This is a genomic window from Polynucleobacter sp. AP-Melu-500A-A1 (assembly GCF_018882125.1).
GTDB lineage: Bacteria > Pseudomonadota > Gammaproteobacteria > Burkholderiales > Burkholderiaceae > Polynucleobacter.
Genome location: NZ_JACVOZ010000001.1, coordinates 24,066 through 47,951 on the forward strand (window position 1 = coordinate 24,066; position 23,886 = coordinate 47,951).

23 protein-coding genes and 1 other RNA gene are annotated in these 23,886 nt (G+C 45.6%); 12 read left to right on the top strand and 12 right to left on the bottom strand.

Annotated elements, in window-relative coordinates; translation table 11 throughout:
- Positions 1-9: 9 nt before the first annotated feature.
- The 4 genes from rsmA to ICN38_RS00150 are packed head-to-tail and all read right to left on the bottom strand — an operon-like array spanning position 10 to position 5,750.
- Positions 10-786, bottom strand: a complete 777-nt coding sequence (rsmA, locus tag ICN38_RS00135) for a 16S rRNA (adenine(1518)-N(6)/adenine(1519)-N(6))-dimethyltransferase RsmA (protein ID WP_216253562.1) — start codon at positions 784-786, stop codon at positions 10-12.
- Between the two features lie 2 nt (positions 787-788).
- Positions 789-1,793, bottom strand: a complete 1,005-nt coding sequence (pdxA, locus tag ICN38_RS00140) for a 4-hydroxythreonine-4-phosphate dehydrogenase PdxA (protein WP_216253565.1) — start codon at positions 1,791-1,793, stop codon at positions 789-791.
- Positions 1,771-3,249, bottom strand: a complete 1,479-nt coding sequence (locus ICN38_RS00145; protein WP_216253567.1) for a peptidylprolyl isomerase — start codon at positions 3,247-3,249, stop codon at positions 1,771-1,773. The genes pdxA and ICN38_RS00145 overlap by 23 nt, the downstream gene beginning before the upstream one ends.
- Positions 3,246-5,750 carry an LPS-assembly protein LptD gene (locus tag ICN38_RS00150; protein WP_216253570.1) on the bottom strand — a complete coding sequence of 835 codons (2,505 nt, stop codon included), beginning with the start codon at positions 5,748-5,750 and terminating at the stop codon, positions 3,246-3,248. Before ICN38_RS00150 ends, ICN38_RS00145 begins: the two co-directional genes overlap by 4 nt.
- A 33-nt stretch (positions 5,751-5,783) precedes the next feature.
- On the opposite strand from ICN38_RS00150, the gene ICN38_RS00155 reads away from it, so the two are divergent.
- The 10 genes from ICN38_RS00155 (at position 5,784) to ruvB (ending at position 15,327) form a co-directional block, all read left to right on the top strand.
- On the top strand, positions 5,784-6,788 hold the full coding sequence (locus ICN38_RS00155) for an aminoglycoside phosphotransferase family protein (RefSeq protein ID WP_216253573.1): 1,005 nt from the start codon (positions 5,784-5,786) through the stop codon (positions 6,786-6,788).
- Positions 6,781-7,503, top strand: coding sequence for an N-acetylmuramate alpha-1-phosphate uridylyltransferase MurU (gene murU / locus ICN38_RS00160; RefSeq protein WP_216253577.1), 723 nt, complete (start codon positions 6,781-6,783; stop codon positions 7,501-7,503). The genes ICN38_RS00155 and murU overlap by 8 nt, the downstream gene beginning before the upstream one ends.
- Complete coding sequence (pepP, locus tag ICN38_RS00165; protein WP_370624340.1) at positions 7,496-8,851, top strand: Xaa-Pro aminopeptidase; 1,356 nt, start codon at positions 7,496-7,498, stop codon at positions 8,849-8,851. Before murU ends, pepP begins: the two co-directional genes overlap by 8 nt.
- A gap of 1 nt (position 8,852) precedes the next feature.
- Positions 8,853-10,007: an FAD-dependent monooxygenase gene (locus tag ICN38_RS00170; RefSeq protein WP_216253583.1), complete on the top strand. Its 1,155-nt coding sequence runs from the start codon at positions 8,853-8,855 to the stop codon at positions 10,005-10,007.
- A gap of 152 nt (positions 10,008-10,159) precedes the next feature.
- Positions 10,160-11,176 carry a tRNA dihydrouridine synthase DusB gene (gene dusB / locus ICN38_RS00175; RefSeq protein ID WP_216253588.1) on the top strand — a complete coding sequence of 339 codons (1,017 nt, stop codon included), beginning with the start codon at positions 10,160-10,162 and terminating at the stop codon, positions 11,174-11,176.
- A gap of 50 nt (positions 11,177-11,226) precedes the next feature.
- Entirely contained in the window at positions 11,227-11,466 is a 240-nt protein-coding gene (locus ICN38_RS00180) for a helix-turn-helix domain-containing protein (RefSeq protein ID WP_216253591.1), read from the top strand.
- A gap of 47 nt (positions 11,467-11,513) precedes the next feature.
- Positions 11,514-13,094, top strand: coding sequence for a bifunctional phosphoribosylaminoimidazolecarboxamide formyltransferase/IMP cyclohydrolase (gene purH, locus ICN38_RS00185; RefSeq protein ID WP_216253594.1), 1,581 nt, complete (start codon positions 11,514-11,516; stop codon positions 13,092-13,094).
- 15 nt (positions 13,095-13,109) lie between these two features.
- Positions 13,110-13,628: a crossover junction endodeoxyribonuclease RuvC gene (gene ruvC, locus ICN38_RS00190; RefSeq protein ID WP_216253597.1), complete on the top strand. Its 519-nt coding sequence runs from the start codon at positions 13,110-13,112 to the stop codon at positions 13,626-13,628.
- Positions 13,629-13,657: 29 nt separating this feature from the next.
- Positions 13,658-14,239, top strand: coding sequence for a Holliday junction branch migration protein RuvA (gene ruvA, locus ICN38_RS00195; protein ID WP_216253599.1), 582 nt, complete (start codon positions 13,658-13,660; stop codon positions 14,237-14,239).
- A 17-nt stretch (positions 14,240-14,256) separates the two neighbouring features.
- Entirely contained in the window at positions 14,257-15,327 is a 1,071-nt protein-coding gene (ruvB, locus tag ICN38_RS00200; RefSeq protein ID WP_216253601.1) for a Holliday junction branch migration DNA helicase RuvB, read from the top strand.
- A gap of 5 nt (positions 15,328-15,332) precedes the next feature.
- On the opposite strand, the gene tyrS is transcribed toward ruvB, so the two are convergent.
- Positions 15,333-16,565 (bottom strand): tyrosine--tRNA ligase, encoded by a 1,233-nt coding sequence (gene tyrS, locus ICN38_RS00205; RefSeq protein WP_216253603.1) that lies wholly within the window; start codon positions 16,563-16,565, stop codon positions 15,333-15,335.
- Between the two features lie 86 nt (positions 16,566-16,651).
- Between tyrS and ICN38_RS00210 the strand changes: the two genes are divergently transcribed.
- Positions 16,652-17,782, top strand: coding sequence for an anhydro-N-acetylmuramic acid kinase (locus ICN38_RS00210; protein WP_216253605.1), 1,131 nt, complete (start codon positions 16,652-16,654; stop codon positions 17,780-17,782).
- A gap of 18 nt (positions 17,783-17,800) precedes the next feature.
- On the opposite strand, the gene erpA is transcribed toward ICN38_RS00210, so the two are convergent.
- From erpA to rplM, 4 genes are all read right to left on the bottom strand, one after another.
- A complete protein-coding gene (erpA, locus tag ICN38_RS00215) occupies positions 17,801-18,175 on the bottom strand; it encodes an iron-sulfur cluster insertion protein ErpA (protein WP_068319574.1) in 375 nt (124 codons plus the stop codon).
- 91 nt (positions 18,176-18,266) lie between these two features.
- Complete coding sequence (argC, locus tag ICN38_RS00220; protein WP_216253607.1) at positions 18,267-19,325, bottom strand: N-acetyl-gamma-glutamyl-phosphate reductase; 1,059 nt, start codon at positions 19,323-19,325, stop codon at positions 18,267-18,269.
- Between the two features lie 137 nt (positions 19,326-19,462).
- Complete coding sequence (gene rpsI, locus ICN38_RS00225; RefSeq protein WP_216253609.1) at positions 19,463-19,864, bottom strand: 30S ribosomal protein S9; 402 nt, start codon at positions 19,862-19,864, stop codon at positions 19,463-19,465.
- 9 nt (positions 19,865-19,873) lie between these two features.
- Positions 19,874-20,302, bottom strand: coding sequence for a 50S ribosomal protein L13 (gene rplM / locus ICN38_RS00230; RefSeq protein ID WP_071466969.1), 429 nt, complete (start codon positions 20,300-20,302; stop codon positions 19,874-19,876).
- 406 nt (positions 20,303-20,708) lie between these two features.
- On the opposite strand from rplM, the gene ICN38_RS00235 reads away from it, so the two are divergent.
- A complete protein-coding gene (locus ICN38_RS00235) occupies positions 20,709-21,131 on the top strand; it encodes an OsmC family protein (RefSeq protein WP_216253612.1) in 423 nt (140 codons plus the stop codon).
- Here ICN38_RS00235 and rnpB read toward each other — a convergent pair.
- From rnpB to ICN38_RS00250, 3 genes are all read right to left on the bottom strand, one after another.
- An RNA gene (rnpB, locus tag ICN38_RS00240) (RNase P RNA component class A) lies at positions 21,132-21,438 on the bottom strand.
- A 56-nt stretch (positions 21,439-21,494) separates the two neighbouring features.
- Positions 21,495-22,550: a dihydroorotase gene (gene pyrC / locus ICN38_RS00245; RefSeq protein WP_216253615.1), complete on the bottom strand. Its 1,056-nt coding sequence runs from the start codon at positions 22,548-22,550 to the stop codon at positions 21,495-21,497.
- A gap of 1 nt (position 22,551) precedes the next feature.
- Positions 22,552-23,880 (bottom strand): glycerate kinase, encoded by a 1,329-nt coding sequence (locus tag ICN38_RS00250; RefSeq protein WP_255562653.1) that lies wholly within the window; start codon positions 23,878-23,880, stop codon positions 22,552-22,554.
- Positions 23,881-23,886 lie beyond the last annotated feature (6 nt).

Sequence of the window (23,886 nt, forward strand, 5' to 3'; positions counted from 1 at the left end):
TTTACTTGCTTAAGCGGCTAGGATCCTAGCCCACTCCATATAACGATCTACTGAAATATCTTGCGCCCTCGCCTTAAGCTCTATTTCCGTTAAATGGATGCGGTCGGCAAAAGCCTGTAAATTGGTTCGGAGCATTTTTCTTCTTTGGGAAAACGCAGCAGCAACTACTTTCTCTAGCGCGCTCCATTGCGCATCATTTAAGTTGAAGTCTTTTCGAGGAATCATGCGCACTACAGCAGAGTTCACTTTGGGCTGAGGATCAAAGGCCTCAGGAGGCACCTCTAATACCTGTTCCATGTCATAGCGAGCTTGCAGCATGACTGACAATCTACTGAAATCTGAGCTGCCTGCTTTAGCTACCATACGTTCAACAACTTCAGCCTGTAGCATAAAGACTTGCTCATCAATCTCTTTGGCGGCACCAACTAAATGAAACAATAAAGGCGATGAAATATTGTAAGGAAGATTTCCAACAACTTTACAAAGACCAGTACGCCCATCACAACTCTTGGCCCACTCTAAAAAATCAAACTGCAGTGCATCTCCCTCAATGACTTTGAGGCCCTGCAAGTTCTCTTGATGCCAATAAGCTACTAAATCACGGTCAATTTCTAATAAATCTAGTTGATCTAAATTTTTAAGCAAGGGTCTGGTTAAGGCACCTAGACCAGGACCAATCTCAATCACATGCATCTGAGCGCTTGGCTGTATTAAGGCAACAATCGAATAAATGATGCCATCGTCTTGCAGAAAATTTTGGCTAAAACGTTTACGAGCACGATGCATGCTTAGGATGGATTTCTTTGGTTCATTGCCAATTGATAGGCTAAGCGCAAAGCCTCGAGCATGCTTCCAGAATCTGCCAAGCCTTTACCGGCAATATCCAAAGCCGTCCCATGATCTACAGAGGTACGGATCATTGGCAAACCCAGCGTGACATTAACGCCGCCTCCAAAAGTCACAAATTTAAATGGTGCTAAACCTTGATCGTGATACATCGCAATAAATGCATCTACAGACTCTAGAGCCGCAATATCAAACATCGTATCCCCTGGAAAAGGGCCTGTGACATCGATTCCTAAGTTCTGAGCTGCTTTAATAGCTGGCGTAATGAATTCAATTTCTTCGCGACCCAAATAACCAGATTCTCCTGCATGAGGATTCAGTCCAGCTATTCGCATAACAGGCTTAGCAATTCCAAATCGGTCTCGCAAATCCTTTGCAACAATTTGAATCGTTTCTAAAACGTAATCTTGATTGAGTGCAGCAGATACTGCTTGCAATGGAAGATGAGTAGTAACGAGAGCAACCCTGAGATCACGGGGCTGATTCATTCCTAAGAAACCTTTTGGCAGGGGGGCGCACAACATCATGACTACATGCTGGACATCACAATGCTGCGCGAGATATTCCGTATGCCCCGTAAATATAAGGCCAGCATCGTTAATGATACTTTTCTGCACTGGAGCAGTAACCATCGCATCAAAACGCTTTTTCAAACAAGCCTCTACTGCTTGATTGAGAAGACTGAGAACGTATTGGGCATTTGCAGAGTTTAAGACCCCTGGAATAACAGGCTGTACCAATTCAACTGACTCGAGCTTGAGACGATCTAGTAACTTAGGATTTACTCCTTGAGGTATCTGGATTAAATTCCTATCCCCAAGTAAAGTAATGTCTGCATTTTCTTGCTCCGCTAAAAAAGCTAGAGCAGCCTTGAGGGAGACTTCTGGGCCAACACCGGCTGGCTCGCCAGTAGTAACAACCAGATTAACGGGTGCTAGTTGCGCCATCTTCTGCGTTAAGAATTTTCACAGTAGCGCTATCGCGTAATTCACGAATCCAATCTTGGAAAGCTTGTTCATATTTACGTTCACGAATATTGGCACGAGCGAACTGACGTTGCTTCTCCACGGTGAGCTGTCCATCGCGACGATCAGTCACTTGGATTAAGTGCCAACCAAATTCTGATTTCACAGGATTACTTACCTCCCCAATTTGTAAGCGGTTCATTGCCTGCTCAAACTCTGGAACTAAATCACCCGGACTCATCCAACCCAACTCGCCACCCGCTGCGGCAGAGCCATCCTCCGAAAATTTCTTAGCCAATTCACCAAAGTCAGCAGTCTTTGTTCGAATCTGATCCCTAAAACCTTGCAGGCGTCTTTCAGCTTCCTGGTCAGTTAATCCTGAACGTAGACGCAATAAAATATGACGTGAATTTGTTTGAATAATGGTGATGGCTTGAGGAGTTGATGACGCTACTTCTAGTGGAGGTGCCTCTTGTTGAGGTGCCCCACCAGCAATCATGGTCCTACGATCTAAAACCTTTAGCACGTGAAAACCTGCAGGGCTTTTCAGAACCACTTTAGCTGTTTGGCCACTACCGAGATTTCGTACTGCTTCATAAAATATTTGAGGTAAACGATCAGGGGTGCGATAACCAAGCTCCTGAAATTTAATCTTTGGATTTTCTTTTGCTGCTATCTCACCCAATTGCATAAAGTCAACATCGCCACTAGCAGCTACCAATAGGGCTTCAGCCTTCTTCTTCGCCTCTGCCTGAGTACCAACACCTGCACCAGGATCTACAGGGATAAAGATTTGTGCTACATCGATTTCTTCTGGGCCGCCACCAGCGCCAGGCGCCGCTGAACGAGGTGCAGCACCCTTACCGGAAATGACGCGTGCACGCTCTGCAATAAAGTTATCAATTTCTGCATCAGAAATCTTAATACGGGCATCAACTTCTCGCTCACGATAACGAGTAAGGAGCACATCCTCTCGGAGAGACTCTTTGTAGCGCTCAAATGAGGTTCCTGAGGCGTTCACTTTTGACCTGAACTCTGCATAGGATAATTTATTCTTTGCTGCAATGTCTCCAATAATTCTATCTAAGTCTTTATTGGTAACCTTTATACCCTCTTGCTCTGCATTTTGCATTTGAATTTTTTCTATAATCAAGCGCTCTAGCACAGCTTTTCTAAATTCAGCTGCATCCGGTGCCTTTACACCCTGCTTTTGTAAAGCGGCAACGCGATCATCAATTTCTTTGCGTGTAATGTAGCCAGTGTTGACAACTGCTGCTACCCCATCAATATTGCGAATTTTATTATCTGCACCAGTGACACTTGTAGGCGCAGCTTTTCGATTTACATCTTGTGCATGAGCTAAACCGAACAGCGCCAAACTGATCGGCAAAAATGCGCAAGTAATAAAGCGCTTCAGATTTTTCTTACAAAAGTTCATTGGTAATTCTCATAGGTTGAAACAGGTAAAGGCTTGGGTGTAGGCATATAACCAGGAACATTTAATTTCATCAAATCCACAGGATTGTCTCCCGCAACACCAAGACCTCTGAACTCGATCTGAAACAAGATTTGAGTCGTAGTGTTGTTATTCAACAGAAGTTGAGAATATGCACTTCGGAAAACAAGACAGTCACGTACATACTCAATCGCCACTAAGGTATTCAAAGTCTTGGTTGTAAGTGAATCATACCCCCAACGACCTACTAAAGAAATCTCCCTTGTAAGGGGCCACTGACCAGAAAGATTATATTGATCGGTCGTTGTTCCAGATGGCGTTCCGATTGGATTGAATGGGGTTGCCTGAATAGGCGGTTGCCAAACATTTCGATAACCAAAGTTTAAGCTGCGACCTGGTGCTGGACGCCAGCTACCGCCCACCGTAGTCTGCACGAAACGGTTTAGCTGGGTATTGTACTGCCCAAAAACGTCGGCATTGAAATTTCCCATTAATCGAATGGAGGCAGCTGCTAAGGTATCGGAATAGGCTGTAGGGCTCACAATATTTCCCGTCAAACCCACTTTCTGTGGACTGAACTGCTGCTGCTGAGCAATCGTAATCACCGCTCTTTCGGCACCCGTATTTGCTTCCGTAATTCGACTGGTTAAACCCACAGTGATCTTATTGCTATCAGATACACGGTCGTTACCAATAAAGGTATTTTCACTAAAGATCTGGCTAATACCAAAACCCGCATCGGCGGTATCGAATAAAGGTGTATTAGCCTGATTTACATAAGGCGTATACACATACAAGGCACGTGGCTCCATGCTAAGCAACATGTTTTGACCAAAAAAGCTTCCCATCTCCAAAGCATCTCTTTCAAATGCTAAGCCTGTATCCAAGCTTGCAGTAGGAATTAAGAAGCCTTGAGCAGGCAAATATCCAGCCTGATAGGCAGTGGCGCTATAGGTATTTGACTGGAAACTTAACTTTGGGCGAATGTAGTATCCAGGCGTAATCGTTGGATATTCCAAAATTCCCTTAACTACCGTACGATCGGCTTGACTGAAAATACCTGGCGCCGTATTGGGAATGCTGCTGGCAATGTTGTACGAAAACCGCGAGAAATCAGTAGACAAGGTCGTAGTAGGGCCAGTAGGTAAGGTGATGTAGCGCCCATCAGTCCCTGAGGCCGGCGGTACTAAGTTACTGCGATAGACCGCTGTCACCTGAGGCAAAATGTTGTAAGGCGCTCCAACCGTACTAGGTAAATTGGGCTGCAGGGTCTGGAATGTCAACGCCTTGGCAGAAACTGTCCAATTACTCAATCTAGAAGGAAGTTGCGATACCGCACCTACCTCTTGGCGGAACTGACTTGTCACGGCGCCGGCAACGGTTTGTGAGAAGTCTGTGGGATATAGGTTATCCGATACCTTGGCAGCATTGACATAGGCATTCACTGAACCTGGACCACCCAACTGAGACCCAACTAAAGTTTGACGCTGCTGCCAGTCATATCGCCAACGATTAATGCCACCTGCCTTTTGATCGCTTGGCAAGTAGTCACCCATTACGTTACCCGAATAGGTCGTATCGATAAAACGATAACCCATACCCAACTGCACGCCACGCTGACTCATGTAACGCGGCAAAATTGTTAAATCACGATTGGGCGCAATATTGACGTAATACGGTTGCGTAATATCAACGCCATTCTTAGAGTTGTATCCAGCAATCGGAGGCAAAATTCCGGAGCGTCTCTCTTTTCCTGTAGGCAAACTAAAGTAAGGAACATAAGCGACAGGAACATCAAAAAGATGCATCACCCCGTCTTGCCCCCGCATTTCTTTTTGCTCGTTGTCAATTTCAATTTTATTAGCAGTGAAATACCAATCTAAATTTTCAGGAGTGCAAGTAGTGTAAGTTGCATTATCAAAAGCAAAAATATCTCCGCTTTCAATGGTTAATTTTTTTGCTTTTCCACTTGCTCGGCTATCACCAATTTCATAAACCGGTAATTCCATTTCTCCATCACGTGCATCTACTTTTAGACGCGCTTTCGGTCCTTTGAAATTTGCATTCCCTTTAATTAATTCTGCATTACCAATTAAGTCTGCAACGTCAGTATCGGGGTTATAAATAATTTCATTGCCTTTGGCTACTGTTCCATTGCGACGAATTTGAGCGCGATCTTTTAGGCGCATCTCACGATCGACCACGCCATTAATAGAGTCGCTAGCAGTAAAGGTAAGGGCCTTACTATCTTCAATTGGTTGACCTATACGTAACTGATCATCCAACTTTAGAACGGTGACATTGCCACGATCAGGTAAGAGTGGTGGAGCCTCTGAGGGCTTAAAAACTGTCGGTAAGGGAGGGGGTGTTTGCGCACTCAACTGGGATGTAAATTGGAGCAATGCCCCCCCTATCATTGCGCGCAGGGTTACAGCTATAAAAAGAGGGGCGCAAAGACCAGCGCAACGGCGATAATGACTCATAGTTCCAGACCCGTCTTATTATACGAATCGACCATGACTGACGTACGCCTACACACCCTCATTCAATGGCTAAAAGGCCTTGAGCCTAGCTGGCAATTGGATCTTAGCTCCCTGGTGCCTGCTTCTGCCGATGCGAGCTTCCGGAGGTATTTCCGAATTGATAGCAAAAATCCTAAATTTGCTACGTTAATTGTGATGGATGCCCCTCCTCAACACGAGCCCTTAGATGCCTTTATCGAGGTAGATTTATTGCTCTCGAAGGCAGGGGTTAATGTCCCAGAAATATTAGAAAAAAATATTACTGAGGGCTTTCTTTTACTCAATGATCTTGGCAATAAAACCTATCTTGCGCAGCTCAATGATGAGACAGCAGATGCGCTATATAAAGATGCTACCCATGCTTTGGTACTCATCCAGCTAGCGAGCAAACCCAATGTATTACCAAACTATGATGAAGCGCTCCTGCAGCATGAATTAGATTTATTTCCCGAATGGTACTTAAAGAAGCATCTTCATATTGAATTGAGTTCACAACAAGAAGCGCAGCTCAAAAAGGCTTTCGAGTACATTATTGAAAACAACTTGGCACAGGCCAAAGTATATGTACATCGTGACTATCATTCGCGCAATTTAATGCTGACTACAAACAATACTCCTGGAGTAATTGATTTTCAGGATGCCGTATATGGACCGATTACTTACGATGCCTCTTCTTTATGGCGTGATGCTTACATTGCCTGGCCAGAAGAAAGAGTGATTGATTGGGTAATTAAGTTTTGGGAAGAAGGGCGTAAATTAGGATTACCAATGCCAAATGATTTTGGGCAGTTCTATCGAGATTTTGAATGGATGGGCTTGCAACGACATCTCAAAGTTCTCGGAATTTTTGCAAGGCTGTTTCATCGTGATGGTAAAGATGCTTACCTGAAAGATATTCCACTGGTGCTTGAATATGCCATTGCTACTGCTAATCGTTATATTGAATTAAAACCCTTAGCGCGCCTTTTGGAATCAACCCGTCAACAACAGAATGGTTAAGACTTCCACCAATGCCCTTCCCTGTTTTTTATTGGCCGCTGGAAGAGGTGAGCGCATGCGCCCTCTTACGGATGATTTACCAAAGCCACTACTCACCATACAAAATAAATCTTTATTAGCTTGGCATTTAGAGGCGCTTGCAAATGCAGGTGTGCAGAGCGTGGTGATTAATCATGCTTGGCTGGGTTCAAAAATTGAAGCAGCCTTAGGCCAAGGCGAGCAATTTGGGATGCATATTCAATATTCCCCAGAAGAAACTGCCTTAGAAACAGCCGGAGGGATTTGCCAGGCACTACCCCTTATCAATCCAAACGACTATTTCCTTGTGATTAATGGAGATGTTTTCAGCCCTCATCTGCCGATTTCTAGTCTTTTAGCAACCGTAGACCAAATTCGCCTGAACGGCAGCAAGACTTTGGCACACCTACTGATGGTGCCAAATCCGATTCAGCACCCCAATGGAGACTTTTATTTAAAAGACGCTAAAGTGGCTGACCAAGAGTCAGTAGGGGCTGAAAAACTGACCTTTTCAGGAATTGGGATCTATCACAAAGACCTATTTAAGAACTTGCAAAGGGGTGTCTCAGCAAAATTAGCACCCCTCTTGAGACAAACAATGAGTGAAAATAGGGTGACTGGTGAAAAATATCTGGGTCCGTGGCACGATGTAGGAACGCCACAGCGCTTGCAAGAACTCAATGCAGTCTATGAATAAAACAAATATCTACCAACAACGCAGAGTTGCACTAGCAAAACAGATGCTGTCCAAAACGGGCGGGGGTATTGCTGTCATTTCCACTGCGCCTGAAGTCTCTCGCAATCGCGACAGCGAATTTCCTTACCGCCACGATAGCGATTTTTTTTACTTGTGTGGTTTCGAAGAGCCTGATGCAAGCCTCGTTTTAAAGGTCGCCTCTAATGGTGAACTTGAATCCCATTTATTTTGTAGACCGAAAGATCCTGAACGCGAGATTTGGGATGGTATTCGTCTGGGGCCAGAAGCGGCGCCCCAGCATTTGGGAGTGGAATTTGCGCACAGCAATCAGATGCTCGATGAAAAGCTTAGTGACTTACTAGCAGATCAAGAGGCGATTTATATCCGCTTAGCGGAAAGTGCTGAGGCTGATCGTCGCTTACGTCACTGGATGAAAAAAGTACGTGGGCAGGCGCGATCTGGCATCAACCCACCTTCAGAGTTTCATGATGTTGAAGCCCTCCTACATGAAATGCGCTTATTCAAAGATGCTCATGAAATTGACATCATGCGTAAAGCGGCTGCCATCTCTGCTCGCGCGCACGTACGCGCTATGCAAATGTGCAAGCCCGGAATGCGTGAGTACCAATTAGAAGCCGAGTTACTTCATGAATTTCGTAATAGTGGCGCCCAAAGCGTGGCCTATAACAGCATCGTTGCTGGTGGAGCAAATTCTTGCATTCTGCACTATCGTGCTGGCGCTACCGAGCTACGTAGTGGCGAGCTTTGCTTAATCGACGCAGGTTGTGAGCTAGATGGCTATGCATCGGATATCACACGCACCTTCCCAGTAAATGGAAAGTTCACCGGCCCGCAGCTTGCCCTCTACGACATTACCGTAGCCGCTCAAGAAGCTGCAATTGCCATGACGAAACCAGGCAACACTTTTATGCAACCTCATGAGGCGGCGCTCCGAGTGTTAACTCAAGGCTTACTAGATGAGAAATTGCTCAAACTTGCTGAATTAGGCTCGCTAGAGAACGCGATTGAAAGTGCTGCATATCGTCGCTTCTATATGCACCGCACCTCACATTGGTTGGGGATGGATGTACATGATGTAGGCTCTTATCGAGAACCGATTGAAAATCCCCTTAAAGAAGAAAAGCCTTGGCGCATTCTTCAAAGTGGCATGGTCATCACCGTTGAGCCGGGTTTATATATCAGGCCAGCCGATGATGTCGATGAGCGTTACTGGAATATCGGTATTCGGATTGAAGATGATGCCGTCATCAATGATTCTGGATGCGAATTGATTTCTCGCGGTGTGCCTGTCAAAGCCGATGAAATCGAAGCACTGATGAAGTCTTGAGATGAGTTCACCCCATAGCGATATTGTGATTCATGGAGGTGGCCCTGTAGGCCTCGCCTGCGCAGCTTGGTGTTTGCAAAAATATCCTGAAGCAAAGATCACCTTACTTGATCGCAACCCAGTAGATGATGCAGATATGGTAGCCGCTGATAGCAGAGGAATTGCTCTTTCTCACGGCAGCAAAATTTTGCTAGATACTATTAATGCATGGCCAAGTGAATGTGCTGATATTCATCGTGTACATGTTTCTCAGACAGGCCGTTTTGGTCGTGCACTCATGACACGAGAAGAACTTAATCAAGATGCCTTAGGTCACATCGTTCGTTATCGCGATATTCATCTTACGCTGCGTAAAGCGCTCAGGGCTATCCACAAAATAAGCCCTCACTTCATTTGGCAGCACATTAAAGATGATGCGCCAACTCATATCGATGCCAAATGTATCGTGCATGCTGAAGGGGGCTTATTTAAAACCCAAGATTGGGTTGAATCGGGTCGCGATTACGGACAATCTGCTTTGGTGGGATTGGTTGAAGTTGAGAATGCTGCGCCCCACCAAGCCTGGGAACGCTTCACTACAGAAGGACCTTTAGCGGTTTTACCAAGTCACTACGGTCCCCAGATTTTGAATCTCGTGTGGTGCGGATCTCCAGAGTCTTCTGGGGATCGCCTCCAATTAAGTGATGCAGAATTCTTAAGCAGCTTGCAAAGTGAATTTGGTACCCGCATTGGTCGCTTCTTGAAAATTCAAGATCGTCGACTGTATGAACTCGGTTTGAACTATCGCAAACAAATCACTAAAGATAATGAAGTTTGGATTGGTAATGCTGCGCAAACCTTGCATCCTGTTGCTGGACAAGGTCTCAACTTAGGTTTGCGTGATGCCTACCTTTTGGCTGAAAAATTGGTTGAAGTTTTTGCAAGGCCTTCAGCAGAACATTCTTTGGCAAATATTCAAAATGCGCTTGAGAATTATGCGCAAAGCCGTAAAGTAGACCGCACCACTACTATTGGACTCACTGACTTTATGGCCAGGGTATTTACCTCGAATTTAGCCCCCGTAGTGCTTGCCCGTGGATTAGCTTTATCCGCCCTTCAGTGGCTTCCCCCAGCGAAGACAGCCTTAGCTCGCCAAATGATGTTTGGCAGGCGCTAAGACGCTTAAAACAGCTCCTTAGTTAGCCTGCAGTTCAATTGACTTGAATCATGCAATCTGCCTAAATAATAGGCAGATTTAGGCCTAAATGTGCTAAAGTGTCAGGCTTTCCTAGAAAAACAACACTATCTTTTAGCGCTCAGCCCCTATCAATGCAGATTGGCTCTCACCACCTCGCAAATCGACTATTCGTAGCCCCTATGGCTGGCGTAACCGATCGTCCATTTAGGCAACTTTGTAAGAAGTTGGGTGCTGGCTATGCTGTTTCGGAGATGGTCGCTTCTAATGCTTTATTATGGAATAGCATTAAGACCCAGCGTCGCGCGAATCATGTCGGCGAGTTCAATCCCATCGCAGTGCAAATTGCTGGTGCTGATCCCGCGATGATGGCAGCTGCTGCCAAACTCAATCGAGATCATGGCGCGCAAATTATCGATATCAATATGGGCTGCCCAGCAAAGAAAGTTTGTAATGTTGCTGCCGGTTCAGCACTGTTGCGGGATGAGCCGCTCGTACAAAAAATCTTAGAAGCAGTTGTACAAGCAGTGGGCATTGGTCCTAATGCGATTCCAGTAACGCTAAAAATTCGTACTGGATGGGATCGTGAACATAAAAATGCGATCGATATTGCTAAGCTCGCTGAAAAGTCTGGCATCACGATGTTGACAGTGCATGGCCGCACTAAAGCCGACCTATATCAGGGTGACGCAGAATACGACACGATTACTGCCGTGAAAAATAGTGTGGCAATACCAGTTGTTGCGAACGGCGATATCACCAGCCCAGAAAAAGCAGCGTTTGTACTCCAGACTACTGGCGCTGATGCAATCATGATTGGTCGAGCAGCCCAGGGCCGCCCTTGGATCTTTCGTGAAATTCATCACTATCTTAAAACTGGCAGAAAACTTCCAGCACCCGAGATCAATGAAATTCAAAGCATTATGAATGCCCATCTTTTAGATCACTACGAATTCTACGGTGAGCATATTGGCCTGCGTACGGCTCGCAAGCATATCGGCTGGTATTGCAAGGGTTTACGAGATTCACATGCATTTCGTCAGCGCATGAATACAGCTGACGATTGCAAAACCCAATTACAGATGGTGAATGATTATTTTGATGAAATGAAATTCCATTCAGACCGCTTACTCCTTTTAGAAGCGGCGTAGTTTTTTCGTATTGCTTTTTTCTTTTTTGTTTTTTGTATTGATAGACTTTTATGACCACTAAACACCCTATTACTGAATGTATTGAGACTCAGTTACAAGGTTACCTCGATGACCTTAAAGGCACAGCGCCTAACGATATTTACCAAATGGTCTTAGCTGTAGTTGAAAAGCCAATGCTGGAATTGGTAATGCAACATGCTAAGCAAAATCAATCTTTGGCTGCGCATTATCTGGGCATGAATCGCAATACGCTGCATAAGAAATTGCTTGAACATCAACTTCTAAAATAATCAAAACTATTCCTTCATTCAATCTTTATTCTTATCTCAATCCTTCAATGATCCGTACAGCCCTTCTCTCTGTTTCCAATAAAAATGGTATCGTGCCTTTTGCCAAAGCACTCCATGAGCAAGGCATCAAGCTCATCTCTACAGGTGGCACTGCAAAGCTCTTGGCTGAGAATCAATTACCGGTAGTGGAAGTGTCTTCATTGACCAAGTTTCCAGAGATGCTAGATGGTCGGGTCAAAACCTTGCACCCCATGGTGCATGGTGGTTTATTAGCCCGCAGAGATTTTCCAGAACACATGGCGGCTCTAAAAGAGCATGGTATCGATACCATCGATATGCTCGTGATCAATCTTTACCCGTTCAATGAAACAGTGGCTAAAGACAGTTGCTCATTTGAAGATGCCATTGAGAATATTGACATTGGTGGGCCAGCTATGCTGCGCGCTGCTGCTAAAAACCACCAAGATGTCACTGTATTAATTTCACCCGGAGATTACGCACCCGTATTGGCTGAAATGAAAGCGAATAACAATACTGTGTCTTATAAAACGAATTTAGCTTTAGCCAAGAAAGTATTTGCACACACAGCCCAATACGATGGTGCTATTGCAAACTACCTCTCAGCACTAGGCGATAAGCTTGATCATCAGACACGCTCTGCTTACCCAGAAACATTGCATCTCGCTTTTGAAAAGGTCCAAGAGATGCGCTATGGTGAGAATCCACATCAATCTGCAGCATTTTATAAAGATATTTCCCAAGTTGAAGGTGCGCTAGCTAATTACAAGCAACTACAGGGTAAAGAGCTGTCATACAACAATATTGCGGATGCAGACTCCGCCTGGGAATGCGTCAAGAGCTTTTCTAATAATGCCGGCGGTGCTGCAGCGTGCGTCATCATCAAACACGCTAACCCTTGTGGTGTAGCAGTTGGCGCTAATGCACTTGAGGCTTATCAAAAGGCCTTCAAAACAGATCCGAGCTCAGCCTTTGGGGGTATCATTTCCTTTAATGTTCCTTGTGATGGTGCAGCAGCAGAAGCCATTTCTAAACAGTTTGTCGAAGTACTGATTGCGCCAAGCTTTAGCGATGAAGCGAAAGCCATCTTTGCTACTAAACAAAATGTGCGCCTCTTAGAGATCCCATTAGGCAATGCATTTAATACATTTGATTTCAAACGCGTAGGCGGTGGTTTGCTGGTTCAGTCTCCTGATGCCAAGAACGTACTTGAAAATGAAATGCGGGTTGTGAGTAAACGTCTTCCAACCCCAAGTGAAATGAATGACATGATGTTTGCTTGGCGTGTAGCGAAATTTGTTAAATCCAATGCCATTGTCTATTGCGCTAATGGTATGACTCTCGGTATTGGCGCAGGCCAAATGAGTCGTGTGGATTCCGCCAGAATGGCAAGCATCAAAGCTGAGAACGCTGGTCTGAGCCTTCAAGGCTCTGCGGTTGCTAGTGATGCTTTCTTCCCTTTCCGTGATGGCTTAGATGTCGTGGTGAATGGTGGAGCAAGCTGTGCCATTCAGCCTGGTGGTAGCATGCGTGATGATGAAATCATTGCTGCAGCCAATGAACATGGAATTGCCATGATCTTTACCGGCACCCGTCACTTCCGCCATTAAGATAACTAAGTAAGCATGCGCTGGATAGGAATTGATCCCGGTTTACGCACTACTGGCTTTGGCATCATCGATGTTGATGGTCAGAAGCTCACCTACGTAGCTTCAGGAACGATTGAGAGTGGTGATCCTGCCAAGGGTCTACCTGAGCGCTTAGGGGCTCTCTATGCCGGCGTAAAAGAAGTTCTAGAGACCTACCATCCAGAAGCTGCAGCTATCGAAGAAGTCTTTTTAAATGTAAATCCTCGATCTACCCTGATGTTGGGTCAAGCACGAGGCGCAGTCATTGCCGCACTTGTATCTGAGAAACTCTCTGTAGCTGAATACAGTGCCCTGCGAGTCAAGCAAGCGATTGTGGGTACTGGTCGTGCTGCAAAACCCCAAGTACAAGAAATGGTTAAACGTCTACTTAGACTCAATCGCGCACCAGGAACTGACGCCTCAGATGCCTTGGGTGTTGCTATTTGCGCTGCTCATCACGCACAAATACCAAAAGCAATCAGCGCAGCATTAGCCCCCAAGAAATGCAGCAAGTAAAAATACCCATCACAGGTTAAGATCTCTACATGATTGGTCGCATACAAGGTACTCTCGTTTCTGTTCACCCTCCTCGGCTTTTGGTTGATTGCCAAGGTGTTGGCTATGAAATTGATGTGCCTATGAGTACCCTCTATCAATTGCCAGAGGTCAATCAAAAAATTACTTTACTAACTCACTTTCAGGTTCGTGAAGATGCGCAACAACTTTTTGGCTTTGCCACTGAAACAGAGCGTGAAGCTTTCAGAGCACTCATCAAAATTAGTGGCGTGGGTTCACGTACAGCTCTGGCTGTGCTTTCTGGCATGAGCGTTAATGAATTAGCTCAAGCTATTGCCTTACAAGAGGCCGGTCGCTTAACTCAAGTTCCCGGTATTGGCAAGAAGACTGCTGAACGCCTTTGCCTGGAACTCAAAGGTAAATTGGCGCCAGACCTTGGCATTGGCAGCGGTAAACCCCATGTGATTGAAGCAAGTAGCGAAGTACTGCAAGCCCTATTAGCTTTGGGCTACTCTGAAAAAGAAGCGCTTCTTGCCCTAAAGCAGATTCCTCCAGACAGTACAGTGTCTGATGGTATTCGTATGGGCTTGAAGTATCTATCTAAGGCTTAAAGCACTAAACTTGCAGTATGGCAATTCACACAGACGACCTTAGCGCTATTCCTGAAGATTTACCACAGGGAGAGGATCGGATCGTTAGCGGCTCAGTAGGTAATGCTGAGGCCGTATTTGAAAGAGCATTGCGCCCTAAACAGCTAGATGAATACGTAGGCCAAACTAAAGCACGCGCTCAATTAGAAATCTTTATCTCGGCCACAAGAGCACGCCAAGAGGCTTTAGATCACGTTCTACTCTTTGGCCCTCCAGGGCTTGGTAAGACTACCCTTGCGCATATCATCGCTCGAGAGCTTGGCGTCAATCTACGCCAAACCAGTGGCCCTGTATTAGATAGGCCAGGTGATCTAGCTGCTTTGCTCACCAATCTTGAAACCAATGATGTGCTCTTCATTGATGAGATCCACCGCCTCTCTCCAGTTGTAGAAGAAATTCTTTATCCTGCATTGGAGGATTACAGCCTCGATATCATGATTGGTGAAGGTCCTGCAGCCCGTAGTGTCAAGATTGACCTAAAACCTTTTACGTTGATTGGTGCAACTACTCGTGCTGGCATGCTTACCAATCCATTGCGCGATCGCTTTGGCATTGTTGCTAGGCTCGAGTTTTACACTACCGAAGAACTCACCAAGATTATTGAGCGCTCAGCAAATCTTCTTAAAGCAGATATTGATCCTGAAGGATCTGTAGAGATTGCTAAGCGTGCACGCGGTACACCTCGTATTGCCAACCGCCTATTACGTCGAGTACGTGACTATGCTGAAGTAAAAGGCACAGGTACTATTACAAAAGCAATGGCGGATGCTGCCTTAAAGATGCTTGATGTCGACCCTAGCGGCTTTGATGTCATGGACAGAAAACTCTTAGAAGCGATCTTGCATAAATTTGATGGTGGCCCCGTAGGTATTGATAACTTAGCTGCCGCCATTGGCGAAGAGCGTGACACTATTGAGGATGTTTTGGAGCCCTATCTTATTCAGCAGGGATATCTACAAAGAACTTCGCGGGGAAGAGTGGCAACGCGTCAGGCGTATGAGCACTTTGGTTTAACACCGCCCAGCAACAACACCAGCTTAGATATTTAAAATCCTTAGCTGAGTGTCACTTTTGCAAAGCGGCGTTTACCTACCTGTACTAAGTAAGTACCGGCCTCGATCTTTAGTTGCTTGTCGCTAACAGTAGCACCATCAATCTTCACACCATTTTGTTCAATATTACGGTTGGCCTCTGAACTAGATGGGGCAAGGCCTGCAGCCTTAAGGAAATTAGCAATCCCCATTGGCGCTCCAGTCAAACTCACGTCTGGAACATCCTCAGGTACACCACCTTTAGCGCGATGGTTGAAGTCGTCTAGGGCTTTTTCAGCAGCGTCTTGTGAATGAAAGCGTGCAACAATTTCTTGGGCAAGCAGTACTTTGCAATCACGCGGATTTCTGCCAGCGGCAACTTCTTGTTTCATCAAATCAATTTCTGCCATAGGGCGGAATGAGAGTAATGTGAAGTAATCCCACATCAAATCATCCGAGATGCTCATCAGCTTGCCAAACATCTCACCAGCAGGCTCACTAATGCCAATGTAATTACCTTTGGATTTACTCATCTTCTCAACGCCATCCAAACCAACCAATAAAGGCATAGTCAAAATACATTGAGGCTCTTGGCCATACTCACGTTGAAGCTCGCGACCGACCAAGAGATTAAATTTTTGATCTGTTCCACCAAGCTCTAAGTCACTCTTGAGTGCGACAGAGTCATAGCCTTGCATCAGTGGATATAAAAATTCATGAATGGAGATGGGAACACCACTGCGATAACGCTTAGTAAAGTCATCCCGCTCTAACATTCGAGCAACAGTATGTTTTGCTGCCAACTGGATCATGCCGCGTGCACCCAAAGGATCGCACCACTCACTGTTGTAACGTACTTCCGTTTTAGCAGGATCAAGCACCATACTTGCCTGACGATAGTAAGTCTTTGCATTGACTGCAATCTCTTGCGCAGTTAACGGTGGACGAGTCGCATTGCGACCGGAGGGGTCACCAATCATGCTGGTAAAATCACCAATCAAGAAAATAACCGTATGACCCAAATCTTGTAGCTGGCGCAATTTATTTAAAACAACGGTATGCCCCAAATGAATATCCGGCGCAGTGGGATCTAAGCCCAACTTAATTCGTAAGGGAGTCTTAGTAGCCTGACTACGTGCAAGCTTTTGGACCCAATCAGCCTCTACCAATAGCTCATCGCAGCCACGTTTGGTCACTTCGAGGGCCGCAAATACTTCAGGGGTCAATGGGTATTTTTGTTCTGGTTTAGCCGTCATGCTGATTCGGATGCTGATACAGTTATTTAGTATTTAAATTGCTAAAGCATAATTGTCGCATTCCTGAGAGCAGAACCCAGAACCGCATGAACAAACCCCATTCCCTCTATATTGGCCTAATGTCTGGCACGAGCCTAGATGGGATCGATGCTGTTTTAGCCAAGATTGGACCTAATGGGGAAACGAGCGCTCAAGGTGCCGTAAGCACCCCTTTCTCAGGAGAACTCCATCAAGCCTTGCTTGACCTCCAAAGCCCAGGCCCCAATGAATTACATCGAGAGAAGCAGGCTGCCAATGCTTTGGCCATCGCTTACGCCCAAGCTGTAAATTTACTCCTCGAAAAAACTGGTCTTAAAGCCGAGGAAATAAGTGCCATAGGCGCTCATGGTCAAACGATTCGCCATCAACCGCATCTTGGTGACAACCTGGCCTACACCCATCAAACTCTCAATGCGGCGCTATTAGCTGAAAAAACGGGGATTGATGTCATTGCGGATTTTAGAAGTCGTGATGTAGCAGCAGGTGGTCATGGCGCACCGCTAGTACCCGCTTTTCATGCACAGCAATTTTCTTCTACTGAAAATTTAGCGATCTTAAATATTGGTGGGATTGCTAATCTCACGCTACTTCCTAAAAATGGTGAAGTGAGCGGTTTTGATTGTGGCCCTGGCAATATGTTGATGGATGCGTGGATCTTTGATCAACAGGGAAATCTCTTTGATAAAAGTGGCGCTTGGGGAGCGCAGGGAAAATCAAATGGAGCGCTACTGCAGAGGATGCTTGCTGATCCATTCTTTGCAAAAGCACCTCCCAAGAGTACAGGTCGTGATGACTTTCATCTAAGATGGTTACAAGAAAAAATAGGAAATGAAAATTTCCTTACTGAAGATATACAAGCGACTTTATTGCATTTAACTGCTCACACAATCTTAGAATCGTTGGCAGCTAATGCCCCGCAAACCCAGAAGCTGATTGTCTGTGGAGGCGGCGCCAAAAATACTGCCTTGATGAATTTGCTGAAAACTAAAGCGAGTGATTTTTTTAAATCCGCTTTAGAAGTTATGACAAGTGATACCGCAGGGATTGATCCACAACTTGTTGAAGGTCTCGCATTTGCATGGCTTGCTTGGGCCCATAAAGAAAAACGGCCAGCAAATTTGCCAGCCGTTACGGGAGCGAAGGGTCCTAGAATTCTAGGTGCTTGTTACCCTGCTTAAATATGCTTCGTTTTTTCTTTAAGCAGAGAAAGAAGATCCACATCCACAAGTTGTCTGTGCATTCGGATTTTTAATTACAAACTGTGATCCATTGATATCTTCTTTGTAATCAATTTCAGCACCAACTAAATACTGGAAGCTCATTGAATCTACTAAAAGCGTAACGCCATTCTTTTCAAACAAAGTGTCATCTTCATTGACAGCGTCATCAAAGGTGAAGCCATATTGAAAACCTGAGCATCCACCACCTTGAACAAACACGCGTAGCTTTAACTCTGGATTGCCTTCTTCAGCAATCAAGTCAGCCACTTTGGCAGCAGCGCTATCCGTGAACACCAAAGGGGTTGGTGGCTCGGCTAAATCTTGTGCGGGTTGCGTAGCTAATTCGGTCATGATTTACTCCTAATTCAAAAGGGTAGAACTTATTTTAGGCTTTAAATGCCGAGCTTGCTGAAGGGGTATTAATAGAAGCAGGTCCGCCCAATTATGGGGAAACAGCAATCTGGGTCAGTCCCATAGTTTCCGGCAGGCCAAACATGAGGTTCATGCACTGCACGCCCTGCCCTGAGGCCCCTTTTACTAGATTGTCTTCAACTACCAATATAACTAAAGTATCGCCGCCTCCTGGACGGTGGATCGCAATCCGAATGCCATTACTACCACGTACAGAACGTGTCTCAGGGTGGCTGCCTGCTGGCATAACGTCAACAAATGGCTCGCCTTGATAAAAATCTTCATAGAGCTTTTGGTAATCCACGTCTTTGCCTGCCTCAGTCAAACGCACATAAAGCGTCGAATGAATGCCTCTAACCATCGGTGTGAGATGGGGGACAAATGTCAGACCAATCTGATCATGACCAGCAATGGCTTTTAAACCTTGGACGATTTCTGGAAGATGGCGATGGCCTTTTACTCCGTAAGCTTTGAAGTTATCACTTGCCTCTGACAATAGAGTGCCAATCTCAGCCTTACGCCCAGCACCAGAAGTGCCAGACTTTGAGTCAGAAATAATATGCTTGCCGTCAATCAACTGTTTACTGCCAATCGACTTTGGCGAAAGCAAAGGCGCTAAGCCAAGCTGCACTGATGTTGGATAGCACCCTGCCAAACCAACCACGCGCGCCTTCTTAATAGCCTCACGATTGATCTCTGCTAAACCATAAACTGCCTCAGCCAAAATATCTGGGCAAGTGTGCTCCATCCCGTACCACTGAGCAAATTCTTGAACATCTTTAAGGCGAAAGTCTGCAGCCAGATCCAAAATCTTGACATTATGCGCAAGCAATTCTTTTGCTTGCGCCATGGCTACACCATGTGGGGTTGCAAAGAACACGACATCGCAGTCATTTAAATTGGCTTCATCAGGCGTAGTGAATTTGAGATCAACACGGCCACGCAAAGATGGGAACATCTCAGCGACTGGCATACCAGCTTCTGTCCGAGAAGTAATATCAGTAATTTGTACCTCAGGATGTTGCGCCAACAAACGTAGGAGCTCCACTCCGGTATATCCAGTGCCACCAACGATGCCAACCTTAATCATGTCATTCTCCAAATTACCGCATTCTCAATACATCTAATTTTGTAGGGTAATACAACATTCTTACAATATGCTTAATTGTAGAAACAAAAAGGGCCGCTTGCGCGACCCTTTCGATAAAACTTAAGCGACTGAAAGAATTAGCGCTTGCTGAACTGCTTACGACGACGCGCGCCGTGCAGACCAACTTTTTTACGCTCAACTTCACGAGCATCGCGAGTAACCAAGCCTGCTTTAGACAGGGCTGGCTTCAATGCATTGTCGAAGTCAATCAATGCACGAGTAACGCCGTGACGAACTGCACCAGCTTGGCCAGTTTCACCCCCACCAGAAACATTTACTTTGATATCAAAGGTCGTTAAGTGGGCTGTGAGAGCCAAAGGCTGACGAGCAATCATGCGCGATGTTTCACGAGCAAAATAAGTGTCAATAGGCTTACCGTTAACGATAATGTCGCCTTTGCCAGATTTAATGAATACACGCGCCACAGAACTTTTGCGACGACCAGTACCGTAATTCCAATTTCCGTAATTAATAGCCATATGGTTTCCTTAAATCTCTAACGCTTTTGGCTGTTGAGCCGAATGCGGATGATTGGCGTCGCCATAGACTTTTAATTTCTTAATCATGGCATAGCCTAGTGGGCCTTTTGGCAACATACCCTTCACAGCCTTCTCCAAAGCGCGACCTGGAAAACGATCTTGCATCTTGTCGAAGTTAGTCGAGCTGATACCACCAGGGTATCCGCTGTGACGGTAATAAATTTTGTTCAAGCCTTTTGTGCCTGTAACACGCAGCTTAGAAGAGTTGATGACAACGATAAAGTCGCCAGTATCAACGTGTGGGGTGTATTCAGGCTTGTGCTTGCCGCGTAGACGGAGTGCCACTTCACTGGCGACACGACCGAGGACTTTGTCCGTAGCGTCAATCACGAACCATTCATGCACTACCTCATGGGATTTTGCAGAAAAAGTTTTCATGATTTCTCAAATTGTTATAGTCAAAAAATTACCCCAATAAAACTACGTCCACCTTGGCCCTGCTTATATTTGCAAGCTCGCAGATTCTGCAATTTCACTGGTAAAACAATTACCGCTGACTGGTTCGATAATTCAGTAAAGCCTTGAATTGTAACCTAAAAAAAACCCAGGAACGAGTCCTGGGTTGGAATCCACCTTTGTTTGGGTGGAGGAGACACTGGGTGGTAAGTCGCAGTCTTATATAAGACTGACTACCAATATGGTCATTCTACACATAAATCTTGTTGCAGTGCAAGAATCTTGACCAAAATCAAGACTTTTATGTTGCTATGCAACAACTATTAGCGTTTATAAGTATGTAAACTGTTGATAATATTGATTAATTTCTAAATTTAAGGGTACTAATATGGAATGCCAAGTATCTTGGTTGGGCAATAGTGGAATGGCTTTTTCAGCTGAAACAGGCAGTGGTCACCTGGTCAACATGGATGGTGCACCTGAAGCAGGGGGAAGAAATCTAGCCCCACGGCCAATGGAACTGCTTTTGGCAGGTGCTGGAGGCTGTTCAGCCTTTGATGTCGTTTTAATCCTACAAAGGTCTCGGCAGGCGATTACTGCTTGCGAAGTGAGTCTTCAAGCCGAAAGAGCTTCTGAAGACCCGAAAGTCTTTACGAAAATCAATTTGCACTTTACGGTCAAAGGCAAAGACTTGGATCAGGCGAAAGTTGATCGGGCTGTGAAGTTATCGCATGACAAATATTGCTCAGCCACTGCGATGTTGTCCAAAACAGCCGAACTCACTTATAGCGTTGATGTCATTTCAGAATAAGTGCAGAGTCAATCGATAAGCCGGATTCTGTCGCCTAGATTTGCATCTAGGGGCAATCATTCCTCTAGGCCGTCAGTTACCTGACGGCTCAAGCTCCCTACCCGCAGACTCAGCGGGACGCCTCATCGCCTGCTTACTTGGGATTGCTCCAGGTGGAGGTTACCGCGTTTCACCGTAACTAAATACGCTCGTCTCTGTGGCCCTATTCCTCACGTCGCCGTGGATGGCCGTTAGCCATCACCCTTCCCTATGGAGTCCGGACTTTCCTCCCCCTCAATAAAGAGGCGGCGATTGCCCAATTGACTCTGCGCCTGCAGTCTAACGCAGTCACAGAAAATTGGCTTGTAAAAAATTAGTGCGTATTTAAATCAGGGACCAAGCAATCGTTTCGCCTGCACGCAGCGGAACAATGGTGGCATCACCCAATGGTAGTTCTGATGGAACTTTCTCTGCATGCTTTGCCAAAGTAATTTTTTGAGTATTGCGCGGCAAAGAATAAAAGTCGGGGCCAAAGAAGCTCGCAAAACCTTCTAATTTATCCAGCTTACCGACACTTTCAAATGCTTCAGCATATAAACCTAAAGCATTAAAAGCACTGTAGCAACCAGCGCAACCACAGGCAGCTTCTTTAGCGCCTTTCGCATGCGGCGCACTATCAGTTCCCAAAAAGAAACGGGGGTTACCGCTCGTAGCGACATCTAATAAAGCAACTCGATGCTCTTCACGCTTTAAGACCGGCAAACAATAGTTGTGTGGACGAATACCACCAGCAAAAATAGCATTGCGATTCATGAGCAAATGTTGTGGAGTAATGGTTGCTGCTAAGGAGTTACCAACTGCCGCTGCATCTCGTACGTAGTGTGCTGCTTGTTTTGTCGTAATGTGCTCGAACACAATTTTGAGCTGAGGAAAAAGTTTGCGCAATGGGTCTAATACAGCATCAATGAATACTGCCTCACGATCAAATACATCAACCTCATGACCGGTAACCTCACCATGCACCAACAAAGGCATACCAAGCTCTTGCATAGCCTCAAAAGCTTTATAGCAATGCTTAATGTGACTTACTCCAGCATCACTATTCGTTGTAGCGCCAGCAGGATATAACTTGAAGCCGACAATGCCTTCTGCTTTAGCTTTATGCACTTCATTCGCTGAGGTGTTATCCGTCAGATACAAAGTCATCAAGGGAGTAAAGTGATTAATCCCAAGCGCATTGAGATTCGATTCAATACGGGAGCGGTAAGCATGAGCCAAAGCCACTGTAGTAACTGGCGGCTTAAGGTTCGGCATGATGATGGCACGCGCAAATTGCCGAGCGGTATCCGCAAGTACATCCTTCATTACCTCGCCGTCACGAATGTGCAAGTGCCAGTCATCAGGCTGAATGATCTGAAGTTGCGTAGGGCTATTGGGCATATTATTTATTGAGCAAGATAATCCGGAAATCATTCACATTAGTAAGTGTAGGGCCAGTTTCCACTAAAGCCCCTAATTCTGCAAAGAAGCCATAGCAATCATGGGCCTTTAAGAATGGCTCAGGTGAAATTCCCTGCGCCTGACTTGCTTCGCGAATATCCTTCGTAAACCAAGCCCCGGCATTTTTTTCACTACCATCAATACCATCGGTATCTGCCGCCAAGCCCGCTATTGATGGCAAGTCTGGAGTGGCAGCAAACAGGGAAAGCAAATACTCACTACAACGACCACCTCGGCCTTTGAGACCGGCTGGAATGGTAACCGTACACTCACCACCCGAGATCAACGCTAGGGGTTTAGCTGTTTTTTCTTTTGTTAAATACTCGCGTGCAAGCTGAGCTTGGCTCATCCCCACTTCTTGTGCCTCACCAGTAATCGTATCACCCAATATCTTGGGCTCATAACCTTGTGTACGAATATAGTCGGCGGCAGCTTCTAAGCTTTTATATGCCGTTGCAATGACATGATTGGTAACTTGAGTATTTACTAAGTCTGCCTCTTTTAGAGTCTCTAACTTTTTACCAATGGCGCCGTGTTCAAGATGATTGAGTACGGTTGCTGGAATGAGCTCTTTACCAAGCTTATATTTGCGCAATATATCGAGTGCATCTTGATAAGTAGAATAGTCGGCAGCACATGGTCCACTAGCAATGTCTGCGGGCTGATCGCCTGTAACATCAGAAATTAATAGCGCTTCAACACGAGCGCCTTGCGCAATTGCTACTCTCGCTAAGTTTCCACCCAAGATAGCAGACAGATGTTTACGCACGACATTCATTTCTTCGATCGGCGCACCACTTCGTAAAAGTGCTTCAGTGCTGATACGCATATCATCAATGCTGATACCTTCTTGCGGTAGAGTCAGTAAGCTAGAACCTCCTCCAGAAACCAGCGCAATCAATACATCACCTGCTTTTAAAGTTTTAGCTAAAGCCAAGATCTCTTTTGCGCCATCCATTCCAGCCTGATCGGGCACTGGATGACCTGCTTCAATAATGCGAATGTGGGAGGTAGGTGAGCTATGTCCGTAGCGAGTGAGCACTACACCCTCAAGCACAACATCAGGCCAATGGATTTTTGCATAAGCTTCTAAGGCGCTAGCCATAGAGGCGCTGGCTTTACCTGCACCTACCACTAAGCATCTACCCTTTGGTTCTTGTCCAGCCATAAAAATCTTTGCTAAATGCTGGGGAACAATGACCTGGGGATCTGCGACTGCCACTGCTGCTGCAAAGGCATTTTTCAAGATCACTTCGGTAGTCGAGGGCATCGTCAT